Genomic DNA, 16,011 nt, shown 5'->3' with positions numbered 1-16,011 from the left:
TTGAAGGCAACTTGAGCCTGCTATCATCCTATTGGAAGGATGATAGCGGGCTTTTGTTTTGAGGGGAGTAAAAGGCATTGCCAAAACGAGTTGTAGCTTCTTTTATTGTTCGAGTGGTTCATGAGCCGGGTAACGAACAGATACCATGGAGCATTACCATCCAGCATGTGCAAAGCGGCCGGGTCTACCGCCTGGCCGATCTCAAGGAAGTAAGTTCCCTGCTGGCAGAGATTGTTGAGGCAGAAAACTGGCCGGAGGACGCCAGGTTCATCCCGTTAGAAACGGCCAAAGTAGTGAAGAACTCAATTTTAGAAGGTGTGCCCAAACGAAGATGCCCTGACGGCGGCGATTTCTAAAAGTGAGGACAATGAGCCGTAGTTGCGGGCCTGTCCTTGTTTGGATATTACCTTAAAGAGAAAGGGGAAAGAGACACATGGCCACAGTAAATATTGGTATCCGCAGCACCGGGGTATACCTGCCAGACAGGTATATGACCAGTGCCGATGTCGCCAGGGAAAGTGGGATACCTCAGGAGGTGGTGGAAAAAAAGCTGGGATTTCGTCGCAAGCCGGTACCCGGCTCAGAGGACCATACCATTGAAATGGGCATCAGGGCTGCCCGCCGGGCTTTGGAGAAGGGCCATATTGACCCGGAAGAAATCGACCTGATCATTTATGTGGGAGAAGAGTACAAAGAGCATCCCCTGCAGACGGGAGCGATAAAATTACAGGGGGGAATCGGTGCCGGCCGTGCCTGGGGATTTGACGTCCAGTTGCGCTGCGGTACAACGGTTATGGCCCTGAAGGTTGCCCGGGATATGATGCTGGCCGACGAAAACCTGAATACCGTCCTCCTGGCCGGCGGTTATCGTAACGTGGATTTTATCGATTACAAGAATCCCCGCGTGCGCTTTATGTATAACCTGGGCGCAGGGGGCGCGGCCATTGTGCTGCAGAAAAATCTGGGGCGCAACGAAGTGCTGGCCAGCAAAATTATAACGGATCCTTCCCTGGCCGATGCGGTAGGGGTTACTGCTGGGGGCACTAAAGTGCCTATGACTCCTGAAGCTTTGGCGCAGGGGCTATATACGTTGGACGTTTTCGATCCTGAGGGGATGAAGAATCGCCTGGAAGAAGTTTCTATGCCTAACTTCCTGCAGGTCATTCAGGAAGCAGTGATGGCCAGCGGTTATACGGTGCAGGATATAGGTTATTTATGCCTGCTGCATATGAAGCGTTCGGCCCATGATTATATCCTTTCTGAATTAGGACTGAAACCCGAACAGTCCATTTATCTTGAAGATTACGGGCATATTGGCCAGCTAGACCAGGTGCTTTCCCTGGAACTGGCCCTGGAGCAGGGGCGTGTGAAGGACGGGGACCTTGTGGTCATGGTTAGCGCCGGGGTCGGATATGCCTGGGCTGCTACCGCCATTAAATGGGGACCGTGCGCCGGGTGATGCCTGCCTGTGAGGCCGGGATGAACAGTAAGGAGGAACAGATCGTATGAACATGCATGAGGAATACCGTCGTAAATGTATCAGTATAGATGAAGCCGTGGGTATGGTTACTTCAGGCTGCAGCATTGCCGCCGCCATGGCTGCCTCGGCCCCTCCGGGGCTCCTGGGCGCCCTGGGAAGGCGGCGGGATGAAGTGGAAAACGTGCGTGTCTTCTCTGCCCTGCTCCTGCGGGAGTACGATTTTTTCCTTGACCCCAGCATGAAGGGGCACTTCCTCCTGGAAAGCTGGTTTTATGGTGCCGGGGAACGCCGGGGCCACGAACTTGGGACCGTATCCCTCATTCCTTCCCACGGCCGTGACTGGGGCATTCGCAAGGCCCGTTTCGACCCACCTGATTTCTTCTGGGGTACAGCCTGTCCCATGGACCGGCACGGCTATTTTTCTTTGTCCCTGGGTGTCGGCTATGAGAAGGATCTCCTGGCTGTAGCCAAAACCGTAGTTTTGGAAATTAATCCTAATCTGCCCCGTACTTATGGGGATACCCAGGTCCATATCAGCCAGGTTGACTATATCGTTGAAAACGAAGCACCTCTCTATGAGCTGCCCCCTATAGAGCCCAGTACAGAAGAGCAGGCCATCGGCGCTTTTATAGCCGAGCTGATTGAAGACGGATCGACCATCCAGCTGGGCATCGGAGGTATACCTAATGCTATAGCAACCTTTCTAAAGAACAAAAAGGATCTCGGCGTCCATACCGAAATGTTTACCGACGGTATGGTGGACCTCGCCGAGGCCGGGGTTATTACGGGTCGTTGCAAGACCCTCTGGCCCGGCAAAATGGTAGGCAACTTTGCCCTGGGAACGCGGAAACTGTATAATTTTCTTAATGAAAACCTGGCTATAGAGTTCCAGCCAGGAAGAGTTACGAATGATCCGCGTGTAATTGCCAAAAATTATAAAATGGTTAGTGTTAATACAGCCTTACAAATCGACCTGACCGGGCAGGTGGTATCGGAAAGCCTTGGCCACCTGCAGTACAGCGGTACCGGCGGACAGACAGACACGGCTGTGGGTGCCCAGCTGTCCCGGGACGGCAAGTCTATTATCGCCTTAAGATCTACGGCCAAAAATGGTACCATATCGACCATTGTACCCTTCCTCCCGGAAGGGGCTAAAGTAACTTTGCTGCGGGCTGATGTTGACTATGTAGTGACCGAATACGGTGTGGCCCATCTGAAGGCTCGGAGCCTGAAAGAACGCGTTAACCGGCTCATTGCTATAGCCCATCCCAACTTTAGAGAGGAATTGCGTCACGAGGCCAGAAGGCTTAAACTGGAGTGAGGAGGTGGAAATGAAGTGACGGATGCTATCCTGTGGACGGAAGATTTAACCATGGCTTTCGGGGGCCACTTTGCGGTAAACGGGGTTAATGTGTCTTTTAAGCCCTGTAGCTTTACGTCAATTATCGGTCCCAATGGTGCCGGGAAAACAACCTTCTTTAACCTGGTCAGCGGGCAACTGGTGCCCACCAGAGGCAGGATCTTTTTTAAAGGAGAAGATATTACCAGATTTCCTGTCCATGAGAGGGCAAGGCGCGGGCTTGGGAGATGTTTCCAGATAACTAACGTGTTTCCAAAATTAACGGTATTAGAAAATGTGAGGCTGGCAGTACAGGCCAGTGCAGGTACCGGTTTTCGCCCGTTGACGCCAGTAGTGCACTTTAAAGAACTGCAAGACAAAGCCCTGGGAGTGCTGGATACAGTTGGCTTAAGGAAAAAGGCGGGGTCCCTGGCCAGCACCCTGACCCACGGGGAGAAGCGCAAGCTGGAGATCGCTATTGTCCTCGCCATGGAACCCGAGGTAATGTTACTAGATGAACCTACAGCGGGCATCTCCCTGGAGGAGGTGCCGGCCATGATCGAGCTGTTGCAGCACCTGCGGGAGAAGCGGGACCGGACCATCATCCTGGTGGAACATAAGATGAATATGGTCCTGTCCCTTTCGGACGAGGTTGTAGTGTTGTTCAACGGGTGCGTACTGGCTTCGGGAGCTCCCGAACAAATTATCCGGGATGAGCGCGTCCAGACAGCCTACTTGGGAGGGGGAATGGCATGATATTGAATGTCGAGGGCCTGCAAACGTATATTGGCGAATTTCACATTCTGCAGGGTGTCTACCTGCAGGTGCCTGCCGGGAAAGTGACGGTACTCCTGGGGCGTAATGGCGCCGGCAAGACAACCACCTTGCGTACTATTATGGGCTTTTTAAAACCCAGGCAGGGCAAGATTGAGTTTGAAGGCCAGGGTATCACGGGCCTGCCGGCCCATCAGGTGGCGCGAAAAGGTTTAGGCTATGTGCCTGAAGACCAGGCTATTTTCAGCGGGCTCACTGTGGAAGAGAATTTAAAGATAGCAATGAGGAGCAAAAATGGGGAGGGCCTGCTAGAAAAAGTAGTCTCTATCTTTCCTGACCTGAAGGCGGCCTGGCGGAAGAAAGCGGGGAGCCTTAGCGGCGGTCAGAAACAAATGCTGGCCATGGGGCGTGGCCTGGTCACCAACAGCCGCCTGCTCCTGATCGACGAACCCAGCAAGGGGCTGGCTCCGGTGGTAGTTGAAAAGCTGGCGGAAGCCATCAAACAGATCAAAAAAGAAACAACCGTGGTTCTGGTAGAACAAAATTTTAACCTGGCCCGGGCGGTGGGGGACCGGTATTATATCCTCGACGATGGCCGGACAGTGCATAGCGGTACGATGGCAGACCTGGCAGCGGATACTTCCCTGCAGCAGCGTTACCTGGGCATTAGCCTGAGCCCGCATTGAAGCACGCGATTGATGATGGGGGTGCATGTATGGATACTTTTATCAATCTATTTACCAATGGCATCGCCACCGGCATGGCCATTTTTCTCCTGGCTGTAGGTCTTTCCATTATCTTTGGGTTAATGGGTATCCTCAATTTTGCCCACGGGGCCTTCTTCCTCTGGGGAGCTTATGTCGGAACTTGGGTCTTTGGGCGTACCCAGAGTTTTTTCCTGGCCCTGGCAAGCGCTATTCTCGCCGGCGCTTTGCTAGGCGTCATCCTGGAGCGGACAACCATCAGCAGGGTATTCGGTAATCATTTATCCCAGATCCTGCTCACCATGGGCTTAATGCTCGTCCTGGGAGAACTGGTCAAGGTGGTCTGGGGGCCCAATATGCTGACCAGCCCGCCCCCTGGTTTTTTGGAGGGAAGCTGGGAATTTGGCGGGATTGTGCTCATTAAGTATCGCCTGTTTACCATCGTGGTGGGATTAGTGGTTGCACTGGCAGTATATATTTTGCTTACCCGGACCCGCTTGGGCATCATTGTCCGGGCCGGGGTAGAGAACCCGGAAATGGTGCAGGCCCTGGGTATTGACATCAGGAAAGTATTTACCATGGTGTTTGCCCTGGGAGCGGGGTTGGCGGCCCTGGGCGGGGCTATTATGGGGCCCCTGGGTGGTTCCATCAGCCCGACCATGGGGCTGGATAACCAGCTACTGGCTTTTATTGTAGTAGTCACCGGTGGGCTGGGAAGTTTTGTCGGTTCCCTCGTCGGCGCCCTGCTGGTAGGACTGATAGGGGCGGCTGTATCATGGTTTGTACCGGAGGCGGCCCTGGCGGTAAACGTCCTCTTGATGGCGCTGGTGCTGCTGGTCAAGCCTACCGGTTTGTTCGGAGGAGGTAATATTTAAGTGAAGAGAAGAAGGTTTCATATATTACTGCTCATATTGCTGCTCCTGGTGGCAGCAGTACCTCTGTTTACCGAATCCCGGGCCACTATTAACCTTTTAACCCATATATTCATCATCGCCATCTTTGCCATGAGCTATGATATTTTGCTCGGCTATACCGGTATAATAAGCTTTGGCCATGCCCTTTTTTTCGGTAGCGGCGCCTATACCATAGGCCTCCTTTTGAAAAACCTGGGCCGGGGGCTGGAGATTGCCCTCCTCGGATTAGTTATGGCCATGCTGTTAGGCCTCGTGGTGGCTTTCTTAATCGGTACTATATCCCTGCGGGTACGCGATACCTACTTTGCCATGATGACCCTTGCCCTGGGAGAGCTGTTCTTTATAGCAGCTTTCAAACTGCGGGGCCTGACCGGCGGCGAAGATGGTTTTAGCTTCCGGGTACCGGAAATGCTGCAGGACCGGGTTGTTTTCTATTACCTTGCCCTCCTTTTTCTTATTCTGGTGTTCTACCTGCTCAGCTTGTTCATTTCATCACCCACCGGCAGGGTTTTGCAGGCCATACGGGAAAACGAACGCCGGGCCCAGGCCATCGGCTATGATGTCTTCCGGTACAAATTATTCTCTACCGTGGTAGCAGGCATCACGGCCAGCCTGGCTGGAGCCCTCTATGGCCTGCAGGAGCGTTTTGTCAGCACCTCCGTACTGGCTGTGGATAAGACCCTGGATGCTTTGCTGATGACTATCATTGGAGGTAGCGGCACCCTTTATGGGGCTATCGTCGGCTCGGCCCTGGTAACTATAGTCCATGAATGGTTCAGCAGCCTGGGGAGTGTGCACCCAATTTTTGAACGCTGGTTGATCATTTTCGGTGTTGTTTATATTGTAGTAGTGCTATTTTTCCCGGGAGGACTGGTCCGAGCTTTTAGCAGCCTGGGCCGGCGCTGGCGAAAAGACACCCGTATCAGCACTGGAGTTGCGTTATCCTCAGAAGTGGTAAATGTCAAGGAAAAAGAATCCAGCTGCTAGCCAGCATTCTGTTTTTGTTTTGTCAATAATTTATCCCCCAGGATGCTGGGGGTTATTTTTAGAATTTTGTCAGGGAACAATGCCTGCAATAACGTTAACGGAGGGGAGAAGTATGCCGAAAGTAGAGATTAATGGTGTAGGGATCTATTACGAGCTGGACGGCACGGGAGAGGAAACGGTAGTATTACTCAACGGCATTATGATGAGCACCGCCAGCTGGGTGGATGGCGTAGACTTTTACACCCGCAACGGCTACCGGCTCTTGAGGGTAGATTTTCGCGATCAGGGTCAATCGGACAAATGTAATGAGCAATATGAAATAGGCCAGCATGGGGAGGATCTCCGGGACCTGTTTGTTCATCTCGGGTTGCCCCGGGTGCACCTGGTGGGGACCTCATACGGGGGCCAGGTCGCTTTACTTTTTGCCCTTAAATACGGTTATATGCTAAAAACCCTTATTTTAGCCAATACGTCCGCGCGGCTTACCAATCACCTGAAGGCCATTGGTGAGGCCTGGGACGAAGCGGCAAAACTTAACTCGGGCCAGAAGTTTTTCCAACTGGCCATGCCCTTCATCTATTCATCTGCTTTTTATGAAGCCCATTACCAATGGTTAAAGGCCAGGGAAAAGAATTGCGGTGAAGTGCTGACCAGTGACTGGTTCGCCGCCTATCTCAGGTTGTCCTCCAGTCACGGTGGTTTTGACATACTAGAAAGATTAGGAAAAATAAATGTGCCGACGTTTTTAATCGGTGCTGAAAAAGACATGGTTACTCCCCTGGAAGAAATGATAAAGATCCACCGGGCTATAAAGGGTTCGTTGTATATTACCATTCCGGAAGCCGGTCATGCTTCCTTTTATGAGAAAAAAGAAGAATTTCATACAGCCATATTAGGATTTCTGGCTTTAAGCAAAGCCAGGTAGAAGAAGCGTTCTTCAGGGAAGGGGGAAAGCAGCATGGGATTACTGGCAGCTTTTGTAGAGGTGGCCCCCTGCCTTGCGGGATTATTCGCCGCAGACTGTGCCGTATCTGTTTGCGATCTAGAGAAGGTATTGGTATACGTCCCTGGAGAGAAAATCAGACACCCTGTAAAGCAGGGAGACCCTCTCCTCCCGGCTTCGGTTGTAGGGCGCTGTATAGCAGAAGGGAAACGCATAGTTGAACGGGTAGGGCCGGAAGTGCTAGGGGTGCCATATGTGGCCAGGGCTATACCTGTGAGAGAGGGTGGGCTGGTAGTTGGCGGTATCAGCGTGTCGGAGGGAATAGAAAGGGAAGAGCAGTTAATGGCCATGGCCCAAAATATTAACGGGAGTATGCAGGATGCCATGGCCGGCGGGCAGGAACTGGCGGCAGCAGCCGAAGAAATCGCCGCCCAGGTAAGGAAAATCGAAGAACTGGCTGCCGCAGTAGAAAGGGAAGCTGCCCGCGCCAGGGAGATAGTCAACTTCATTGAAAGAATGGCTTACCAGACCAAAATTTTAGGCCTCAATGCCGGCATTGAAGCTGCCAGGTTAGGACGCATGGGAGCAGGCTTCGAAGTTGTGGCCAGGGAGGTACGGCAGCTGGCCGAACGAGTTGCCGAACAAGTTAAGGTTACAGAAGAACTATATTGCCATATTCTAGCAGCTGTTAAACGCCTGCAGGAGGGGCTGCAGGAGATACAATTCCAGGTTACCAATCAAACAGCGGGGACAGAAGCTTTAGCTGCCGCCCTGGAGGAGATAACCGGGACCGGTGAAGACCTGGTGAAATTAGCTATAAGCCTGCGGGGATAGTGTATATATAGGTAATCCACCGAGATGAGGGGAGAGAGGGGATGGAGAAAAAGAGTTGCGCTTCATTCATTTTACAGATATATAACCAGAAAAATGAGGCGAATTCCAGGGAGATACTGGTACAAGAAACACGGAGCGGTAGGATTTACAAGTTTAAAGATTTTCAAGACGTGGCGTTATTTTTTAAGGCCTTCATAGGCTTTACCGTCAGGATTGGAAATGATGATGTTTTTAAGGCGGCACCTTTATACCCTTTAAAGGGGAAAAGCGGACAGGAGGTAACTTTTGTCAACATTTACGATATTTTTTTTATCGAAACCTGGCTTGGCCGGTATTCCTGCTTTCATACCACCAGAGGCAGGCGCTTCTGCTACAAAAGCCTGAAGGAAGTAGAAGAAGAACTGAAGAAGTATTTCTGTTTTGTAAGGACGCACCAGTCCTATATAGTTAACTTGAAAAGGATAGAGCGGTTAATACACTGTGGCGGGGGAGTTTACAAAGTTATCTTTGACAATTATGAAATTCCTGCCTGGGTTAGCAGGTCGAAGATCAAAACTCTAACAAAATTGCTCGAAGAAGCATTTTGAATAACATTTTATTACAAAAAAATATCCATTTATACAAAAGAAATTGTACAAAGCTGTACCTCGCCTAAAATAGTAATTAAACGAATAACTCATAATTTAATCTTGATAAGGAGGAAGTTTATGAAAAGGATTAGGAGAGGGTTTATTGGTTTAGTAGCAGTATTCTTTTTACTGGTAAATTTGGTAGCAGGAGCAGTTTTTCCACCCCCTGAGGCCAGAGCCGCCTCACCTGTTCTTATTGCCACCGCGACAGACCCGTATCCCTGGGAGCGGGTTGAGTTATGGGGAGACAGCAGCAGCCAGATGATAAACGGGCAGGAGAAGATTGTTAAATTTAGCCTGCCCAGGAATGACAAGGTGCGCTCCTGGTTCCCGGCGGATATTTACGTGCACGACGGGTACAGTTCCACCTATAACGACTATAACTTTGGCAGTTACGGCCACCTTAAGAGCAATCGTTATTTCCTTTTAGGTTACGGGCCTAACTGGCAGAATGCAACAAAACCGTACCCGGTGCTCCTTGTTCATGGAGCGCGGGATGATATGAACCGTGCCTGGGCCCATCCCTGGGATTATCAGACACCAGGCAGTATTACCAATCCTGGCCTGATGCAGTACCTGGCCAACCGCGGCTACGCTGTCTTTGCCATTTCTTTCCCCCACACCCATGGGAATAACCTGATACAAGCGGAACTTATTGCTGATGCTATTGAAATAATAAAACAAAAAACCGGGGCCAGCAAAGTGGATGTAGTGGCTCATAGCAAAGGGAACCTGCCGGCTATCGCCTATATGAGTTCTTTAAACAACGAATGGACAGATACTTCCTGGATGACCGATTACCGTGGCGATGTGAGGAAATACATTGCTGTTGCCGCTCCTTTTAAGGGCCTCGATACCATGTTCCGGTACTATACGGCAAACACGAATGTCATCCAAAATAACCTTAACAGCCCCGTAGCCTTCTGGGAAGCATATATTTATTATGTATACCGTTATTATAAGCGCTGGGATATGACTGATACGTATAACGGGAATTATTTCCAGGGGCAGACCCAGTTATTGCACAACTGGGTTGATGATCCCGAGCATCCTATCCCCTTTAATTCCGAGAGCTGGACATCAGCTGATGGAAATGAAACCATGTATGATCTGTACTATGGTGGGCAAAGCGCTTACATTACTTCGGAAGGTATTAACCAGGCCATTGCCAATCCCAATGGCAGCTTGGGGACCAGTAACTTTATTGCCAAGTTAAATAACAAAGGATTAGATCCCGGCATCAACCTGTATGTCCTTTATGGTTACAATCAGGTCTGGGACTATACCTGGTGGGGATATCCTATCGGGGAAAAAGCTGATGCTAGCGACGGTTTACTCTTTGTGGCCAGCGCCACTTATACCTCGGGGGTTACCAGGAGAGGTGCGCCGTTAAAGGCCAAGGTTGGGATGAACTATAATCACCTGGATATCGCCCGGGAAACCCCGGCCTTGCAGTGGATTGAGCAAAAGCTGGCCGAATAGAGCGGAGCGGAGTAGCGAAGGGTGGGCAAGGATTGGATGCCCGCCCTTCTTTATGGGGATAATTTTTCCTATCGGGAAGAATGAAATAAGAGTATAATCCGATTATATGAACCCTACCTATCACTTCTTACAATATTGCTAAAAAATGTTGTAGCAACCGTGCCGTTAAACCCCAGATAATACGCCCTTCAAACTCGTAGAATAGCTCAGGCCAGATGGCCCGGCGCCAGGGGTATTGCCGGCCATGGGGAATTTTATGGAAGGGAAAATCTTCGGGCGGTTGCACCTGTAGGGTAATTTCATGATATTCAGGGGTAAGGCTGAGGAGCCGGTCCAGCGGTGCAGTAAAGACTTCCTCCACCTCCAGGGGGTTGGGCCTGATGCTTTGGGGCTCTAGCAAGAGGCCGACAAAGGGGTAGATGACCTGCTGGAAGGGGGTAACCAGGATGTCCAGGCCACCCCAGATTTCAACAGCATCCGGCTTAAGCCCCAGTTCCTCACAGGTTTCCCTTAAGGCTGCTTCTTTCACGCTATTGTCGCCGGGTTGAAGGCGCCCGCCGGGGAAACAAATCTCGCCCGGCTGGGCCTTCAAGTTCCGGGAACGGACTTCAAAAAGTAACGAGAGGAGGCCGTCGTCTCCCTTTAAAATGGGTATAAGGACGGCGGACTGGGCATACAGGCGGGCATCCAGGAGCCCGCTTTTATGCTGTTGAACCTTTGCTTTTATATCTTCAATTTTATAAGGGCAATTTTCATAATACAAATCCGGCATTTTGAGTATCACCTGCCTGTTCTTTCTTTATGCCGGTGGGCCGCAAAGCCCTGGGACAGGGCTTTACCCTTAAAACCGGGAAAATTAGCTCCGGGCAATAAGGAAGATGCCGGCGATAATCAAGGCCAGCCCCACGACCCGTAAGGCCGGCAAGGTTTCTCCCAGGTACAGCCAGGAAAGCAAAAAGACGAATACATAACCCAGGCTAACCATGGGATAGGCATAACTTAAAGGGACTTCGGCCAGGACTTTTAGCCAGAGGAGGAAACTGGCGGCAAAGGCTACCAGGCCTCCCAGGATGTAAGGGCTGAAAAGTAAGCCGGTAATCCCCGGAATATTAAACTTGAGGCTATCCAGCTGCAGGACGCCTACTTTAAATAATACCTGGGCGCCGGCCCCCAGGAAGACGGACAAAAGGATTAATACAAGAACGGGCATGGACAGGCCTTCTCCCCTCATAATATGGAAGTCATATGTAAGTCTATCATATCCTTTCTTCTGGCAAAAGCAACCTGTTACCGGAATTATTTTACAGTACCAGGGTAATAATATACAGAGTACAAGCAGGAAAAGGCTAACCAATGTAGAAATATCTCTTGCGGATAGCTACGCCCGGCTACGTGAAAGAGGCGCGGCGCAAGGAAAGCGAATAGTAATGCTATTCTAGGAGGAGGCAAAACCACCCATGGCCAAACAAAAATTTGAACGCAAGAAACCCCACGTCAACGTAGGAACCATCGGTCACGTTGACCACGGCAAGACGACGCTGACGGCAGCCATCACCTTCTGCCTGGCCAAAGCCGGGGGGGCCGTACCCACGGCCTACGACCAGATCGACAAGGCACCGGAAGAGCGGGAACGAGGCATCACCATAGCCACGGCCCACGTGGAGTACGAGACAGAAAAGCGGCATTACGCCCACGTCGACTGCCCGGGGCATGCCGACTATGTCAAGAACATGATCACCGGTGCGGCCCAGATGGACGGGGCCATCCTGGTAGTATCGGCAGCCGACGGCCCCATGCCCCAGACGCGGGAACATATACTTTTAGCGCGGCAGGTAGGGGTACCTTACATTGTCGTTTTCATGAACAAAGTGGACCAGGTAGACGACCCCGAGCTGTTAGAGCTGGTAGAGATGGAAGTGCGGGAACTGTTAAGCGAATACGAATTCCCGGGTGACGAGATACCCATCATCAAAGGCAGCGCGCTGAAAGCCATGGAATGCGGCTGCGGCAAGCGGGAATGCGAATGGTGCAGCAAGATCTGGGAACTGATGGACGCGGTAGACAGCTACGTGCCAACCCCCGAACGGGACGTCGACAAACCCTTCCTGATGCCCATCGAAGACGTGTTCACCATTACCGGCCGGGGCACGGTGACCACCGGCAGGGTAGAGCGGGGCAAAGTGAAGGTAGGGGATGAAGTAGAGATTATAGGCTTAAGGGACCAGGTACGGAAGACGGTAGTGACGGGGGTAGAGATGTTCAGGAAGATCCTGGACGAAGCGGTAGCCGGGGACAACATCGGCACGCTTCTCAGGGGTGTAGAGCGCAAAGAAGTAGAACGGGGGATGGTGCTGGCCAAGCCGGGGTCCATCAAACCCCACACCAAATTTAACGCGGAAGTATACGTACTGACCAAAGAAGAAGGCGGGCGGCATACACCCTTTTTCAACGGTTACCGGCCGCAGTTCTACTTCCGGACGACGGACGTGACCGGGGTAGTGAAACTGCCCGAAGGGGTAGAGATGGTGATGCCCGGGGACAACATCCGCATGACCATCGAGCTCATTACCCCCATAGCCATTGAAGAAGGCTTACGGTTTGCCATCCGTGAAGGCGGCCGCACCGTGGGCGCCGGCGTCGTGACCGGGATTATCGAGTAAATAAATATTGACAGGGTTTTATATTTATGGCAAACTAATAAGAGTGTTTAGCCGCCCCGGGGTAAAAACCCTGGGGCGGTGGAGAAGAGTTTTCTAGCAGGGAAATTTAAATGAAGCGGGAAGTGAAATTGCCTCCCCGGGCAATTTTCCACCTCCCCACTTCTATTATAATGGAGGTGGCTGGCAGTGCGGGTAGGGATTACCCTGGCATGTACCGAATGCAAGCGCCGTAATTATACTTCCAGTAAAAATAAAAAGAATGACCCCGATCGCCTGGAACTGAAAAAGTACTGCAGCTACTGCGGCAGGCACACTGTGCACAAGGAAACGAAATAGGATAGGGGTTTTTAAATGGTAACCAAGACCATGGCCAGAACAGTTAACAACAAAACCAGTTTTAAAGAGCAGGCCACCAAATTTTTCCGGGGGTCCTGGGCTGAGTTAAAAAAGGTCCACTGGCCGTCCCGTAAAGAACTGGTAACCTATACTTCCGTGGTACTGGTTTCAGTACTCATTGTGGCGGCCTTATTATGGGTTTTTGACTCTGTCTTTAGTTTCCTTCTGGGCAAATTGATCTTGCGGTAGAGGTTAACATGGAAAAGGCCTGGTTTGTCATCCACACTTATTCTGGTTACGAAAATAAAGTTAAAGCCAACCTGGAAAAGCGCGTCGAGTCCATGAACATGGGCGATAAAATCTTCCGGGTAGTAGTGCCCATGGAAGACGAGATCCAGGTTAAGGACGGCAAGCGTAAAATCGTCAAACGGAAAATATACCCTGGTTATGTGCTGGTGGAAATGATTTTAACCGATGCCTCCTGGTACGTAGTGCGCAATACACCAGGGGTAACCGGTTTTGTGGGTACGGGTAATAAGCCCATACCCCTCCGGGAGGAAGAGGCCCAGCAAATCCTGCAACAGATGGGTGTCGACGAACCACGGCCGCGGATCGATGTAGCCGTGGGGGAAAATGTACGCGTTACCAGTGGTCCCTTTGAAAACTTTATTGGTTCGATAGAAGAGATCCAGCCCGATAAGGGTAAAATAAAGGTCCTGGTTTCCATGTTCGGTCGGGAAACTCCCATTGAGCTGGATATCAACCAGATCGAGAAAATCGTTTAAAGGAGGTGTTAAAAATGCCACCCAAAGCTAAGAAAGTAATGGCAGTGGTTAAACTCCAGGTACCGGCAGGCAAGGCTACGCCGGCACCGCCGGTAGGTCCGGCCTTGGGCCAGCACGGGGTTAACATTATGGCCTTTGTCAAAGAGTTTAACGACCGGACAGCCAACCAGGCTGGCCTGATTATCCCGGTGGAGATAACTGTTTACGAAGATCGTTCCTTTACCTTTATTACCAAAACGCCACCGGCAGCCGTTTTGCTGAAAAAAGCCCTGGGTATTGAGACGGCTTCCGGGGAGCCCAACCGCAAGAAAGTCGGCAAGGTTTCCCGGGAAAAGATCCGGGAGATTGCCGAACTCAAGATGAAGGATCTCAATGCCGCCAGTATTGAAGCAGCCATGCGCATGATCGAGGGTACTGCCCGCAGCATGGGTGTGGAAGTAGAGGCTTGAATAGAGGCTGGTGGGAGGAGTAATCCGCTAGAACCACGAGGAGGAATGCCCAAATGCCTAAGCATGGTAAAAGGTACCGCGAGGTTAGTAAACTGATAGACAGGCAGCAACTTTACGAACCCGGCGAAGCTATAGCCCTGGCCAGGAAAACGGCTAGCGCCAAATTTGATGAAACCATTGAGGTAGCGGTAAAACTTGGTGTCGACCCCCGTCATGCCGACCAGCAGGTCCGGGGGACGGTAGTCCTGCCCAACGGTACCGGTAAAACCCGGCGGGTGCTGGTCTTTGCCAAGGGCGAAAAGACCAGGGAAGCTGAGGAAGCCGGGGCCGATTTTGTGGGCGCCGAAGACCTGGTAGAAAAAATCCAGGGCGGCTGGCTCGACTTTGATGTGGCTATTGCTACCCCTGATATGATGGGTATGGTCGGTAAACTGGGCCGTATTTTAGGTCCCCGGGGGCTGATGCCCAATCCCAAGGCGGGCACGGTAACCATGGACCTGGACCGGGCCATTAAAGAAGTCAAGGCCGGTAAAATAGAATTCCGGGTAGATAAGACGGCCATTGTCCATGCTCCTATCGGCAAAGCCAGTTTTGCGGAAGATAAGCTGAAAGAAAATTTCCAGGCCCTGATAGAAGCCCTGGTAAGGGCCAAACCGGCAGCGGCTAAAGGCCAGTATTTAAAGAGCATCAGTATTTCTTCGACCATGGGACCGGGTATCAAAGTTAACCCCCTGCGGGCCGTAAGGTAAAGGGCTAAAATTACAGTTAAAACTTCATACCGGTATTTACCGTAGACAGCAGGTGCCAGGGAGGCTTAATATCCTGCCGAGGTAGTTAAAAATTAACCTTCCAGGTTAAGGTTAATTATAATTATCTTTTGCCCTCGTTTGTCTGCGGGGGCTTTTATTTTTGGCAGAACGGAGGTGGGGAAATGAACAAACAGAGGGAAGCCAAGGTGGCGGCAGTCGCCGAAATAAAGGAAAAGATGGGCAATTCCATCGTAACCATCCTGGCCGACTACCGGGGAATGAATGTAGCTGAAATGACCAGGCTACGCCGGCAGTTACGGGAAGCCGGAGTAGAATTTAAAGTGGTGAAAAATACCCTCACGCGCAGGGCCGCGCAGGAATTGGGCCTGGATACCCTTGAACCTTTCCTGGAAGGCCCAACTGCCGCGGCCTTCAGCTTAAACGATCCGGCGGTACCGGCCAAAATCTTATCGGAAGTAATGCGCAACAGCAAGACCTTCCAGATTAAGGCGGGCGTTTTGCAGGGCAGGGTTATTGGCCTGGATGAAATCAAGGCCCTGGCCGACCTGCCCTCCCGCGAACAGCTCCTGGCTAAAGTGGTGGGCGGCTTCCAGGCTCCCCTGGCCGGGCTGGTCAACGTCCTGGCCGGCAATATCCGCAACCTGACTTACGTCCTCGAGGCCATTCGTAAAAAGAAGGAAGAAGCAGCTTGAGACCCTCATACCGCTAACACGGTACCCAAAGGGCTGGCATTTGTTTGAAGCGAGCGACTTGGTCCAAGCGGTTAAGCAGCCTTGGCGAAGCCGAGGAGCGAGGGCGGGGCCGAGGACAGCGAGGCCTTCGGCCGGCTTCTAAAGGCAAGGATGCCGAATAGGCCGGGAACCCCGCCTTAAGCCCTGGCTGAGCCGTAGGCTGATCCGCGAGGACCAGGGAGCGAGCAAAAACA

At 51.6% G+C, this 16,011-nt stretch carries 20 protein-coding genes and 1 other annotated feature; of the genes, 18 read left to right on the top strand and 2 right to left on the bottom strand.

Annotated elements, in window-relative coordinates; genetic code table 11:
- Positions 1-77: 77 nt before the first annotated feature.
- From MGLY_RS06040 to MGLY_RS05990, 11 genes are all read left to right on the top strand, one after another.
- The gene (locus MGLY_RS06040) at positions 78-356 is read left to right on the top strand and encodes a hypothetical protein (RefSeq protein ID WP_054935911.1); all 279 of its coding nucleotides are present in this window, start codon (positions 78-80) and stop codon (positions 354-356) included.
- Positions 357-433: 77 nt separating this feature from the next.
- Entirely contained in the window at positions 434-1,459 is a 1,026-nt protein-coding gene (locus MGLY_RS06035; protein WP_156272519.1) for a 3-oxoacyl-ACP synthase, read from the top strand.
- A 46-nt stretch (positions 1,460-1,505) separates the two neighbouring features.
- Complete coding sequence (locus MGLY_RS06030; RefSeq protein ID WP_156272518.1) at positions 1,506-2,801, top strand: acetyl-CoA hydrolase/transferase family protein; 1,296 nt, start codon at positions 1,506-1,508, stop codon at positions 2,799-2,801.
- A gap of 15 nt (positions 2,802-2,816) precedes the next feature.
- Positions 2,817-3,575, top strand: a complete 759-nt coding sequence (locus MGLY_RS06025) for an ABC transporter ATP-binding protein (RefSeq protein ID WP_211662092.1) — start codon at positions 2,817-2,819, stop codon at positions 3,573-3,575.
- Entirely contained in the window at positions 3,572-4,279 is a 708-nt protein-coding gene (locus tag MGLY_RS06020) for an ABC transporter ATP-binding protein (protein ID WP_156272517.1), read from the top strand. The genes MGLY_RS06025 and MGLY_RS06020 overlap by 4 nt, the downstream gene beginning before the upstream one ends.
- Positions 4,280-4,308: 29 nt before the next feature.
- Complete coding sequence (locus MGLY_RS06015; RefSeq protein WP_054935907.1) at positions 4,309-5,172, top strand: branched-chain amino acid ABC transporter permease; 864 nt, start codon at positions 4,309-4,311, stop codon at positions 5,170-5,172.
- The gene (locus MGLY_RS06010) at positions 5,173-6,198 is read left to right on the top strand and encodes a branched-chain amino acid ABC transporter permease (protein WP_156272516.1); all 1,026 of its coding nucleotides are present in this window, start codon (positions 5,173-5,175) and stop codon (positions 6,196-6,198) included.
- Positions 6,199-6,310: 112 nt separating this feature from the next.
- Entirely contained in the window at positions 6,311-7,123 is an 813-nt protein-coding gene (locus tag MGLY_RS06005) for an alpha/beta fold hydrolase (RefSeq protein ID WP_170290941.1), read from the top strand.
- A gap of 33 nt (positions 7,124-7,156) precedes the next feature.
- Positions 7,157-7,975 (top strand): methyl-accepting chemotaxis protein, encoded by an 819-nt coding sequence (locus MGLY_RS06000; RefSeq protein WP_156272514.1) that lies wholly within the window; start codon positions 7,157-7,159, stop codon positions 7,973-7,975.
- Positions 7,976-8,016: 41 nt separating this feature from the next.
- A complete protein-coding gene (locus MGLY_RS05995; RefSeq protein WP_156272513.1) occupies positions 8,017-8,562 on the top strand; it encodes a LytTR family DNA-binding domain-containing protein in 546 nt (181 codons plus the stop codon).
- 120 nt (positions 8,563-8,682) lie between these two features.
- Positions 8,683-10,086 carry an esterase/lipase family protein gene (locus MGLY_RS05990; protein ID WP_156272512.1) on the top strand — a complete coding sequence of 468 codons (1,404 nt, stop codon included), beginning with the start codon at positions 8,683-8,685 and terminating at the stop codon, positions 10,084-10,086.
- A 127-nt stretch (positions 10,087-10,213) separates the two neighbouring features.
- Here the strand turns inward: MGLY_RS05990 and MGLY_RS05985 are convergent, their stop codons facing one another.
- Both MGLY_RS05985 and MGLY_RS05980 read right to left on the bottom strand, forming a co-directional pair.
- Positions 10,214-10,858, bottom strand: coding sequence for an NUDIX hydrolase (locus MGLY_RS05985; RefSeq protein ID WP_156272511.1), 645 nt, complete (start codon positions 10,856-10,858; stop codon positions 10,214-10,216).
- An 84-nt stretch (positions 10,859-10,942) separates the two neighbouring features.
- The gene (locus MGLY_RS05980; protein WP_156272510.1) at positions 10,943-11,296 is read right to left on the bottom strand and encodes an SMR family transporter; all 354 of its coding nucleotides are present in this window, start codon (positions 11,294-11,296) and stop codon (positions 10,943-10,945) included.
- A gap of 247 nt (positions 11,297-11,543) precedes the next feature.
- On the opposite strand from MGLY_RS05980, the gene tuf reads away from it, so the two are divergent.
- The 7 genes from tuf (at position 11,544) to rplJ (ending at position 15,778) form a co-directional block, all read left to right on the top strand.
- Complete coding sequence (tuf, locus tag MGLY_RS05975; RefSeq protein WP_156272499.1) at positions 11,544-12,746, top strand: elongation factor Tu; 1,203 nt, start codon at positions 11,544-11,546, stop codon at positions 12,744-12,746.
- A gap of 186 nt (positions 12,747-12,932) precedes the next feature.
- On the top strand, positions 12,933-13,082 hold the full coding sequence (gene rpmG / locus MGLY_RS05970) for a 50S ribosomal protein L33 (RefSeq protein WP_054938427.1): 150 nt from the start codon (positions 12,933-12,935) through the stop codon (positions 13,080-13,082).
- Between the two features lie 15 nt (positions 13,083-13,097).
- Positions 13,098-13,331, top strand: coding sequence for a preprotein translocase subunit SecE (secE, locus tag MGLY_RS05965; protein ID WP_156272509.1), 234 nt, complete (start codon positions 13,098-13,100; stop codon positions 13,329-13,331).
- A gap of 8 nt (positions 13,332-13,339) precedes the next feature.
- On the top strand, positions 13,340-13,867 hold the full coding sequence (gene nusG / locus MGLY_RS05960; protein ID WP_156272508.1) for a transcription termination/antitermination protein NusG: 528 nt from the start codon (positions 13,340-13,342) through the stop codon (positions 13,865-13,867).
- Positions 13,868-13,881: 14 nt separating this feature from the next.
- Positions 13,882-14,316 (top strand): 50S ribosomal protein L11, encoded by a 435-nt coding sequence (rplK, locus tag MGLY_RS05955; protein WP_156272507.1) that lies wholly within the window; start codon positions 13,882-13,884, stop codon positions 14,314-14,316.
- A gap of 53 nt (positions 14,317-14,369) precedes the next feature.
- A complete protein-coding gene (rplA, locus tag MGLY_RS05950) occupies positions 14,370-15,065 on the top strand; it encodes a 50S ribosomal protein L1 (RefSeq protein WP_156272506.1) in 696 nt (231 codons plus the stop codon).
- Between the two features lie 21 nt (positions 15,066-15,086).
- Positions 15,087-15,233, top strand: a sequence feature (ribosomal protein L10 leader region).
- Positions 15,234-15,247: 14 nt separating this feature from the next.
- Complete coding sequence (gene rplJ, locus MGLY_RS05945; RefSeq protein WP_156272505.1) at positions 15,248-15,778, top strand: 50S ribosomal protein L10; 531 nt, start codon at positions 15,248-15,250, stop codon at positions 15,776-15,778.
- Positions 15,779-16,011 lie beyond the last annotated feature (233 nt).

This window comes from Moorella glycerini (assembly GCF_009735625.1).
GTDB lineage: Bacteria > Bacillota > DSM-521 > Neomoorellales > Neomoorellaceae > Neomoorella > Neomoorella glycerini.
Note: the sequence above shows the minus strand (reverse complement) of the source record. Positions and strands in the feature narration are given on the sequence as shown.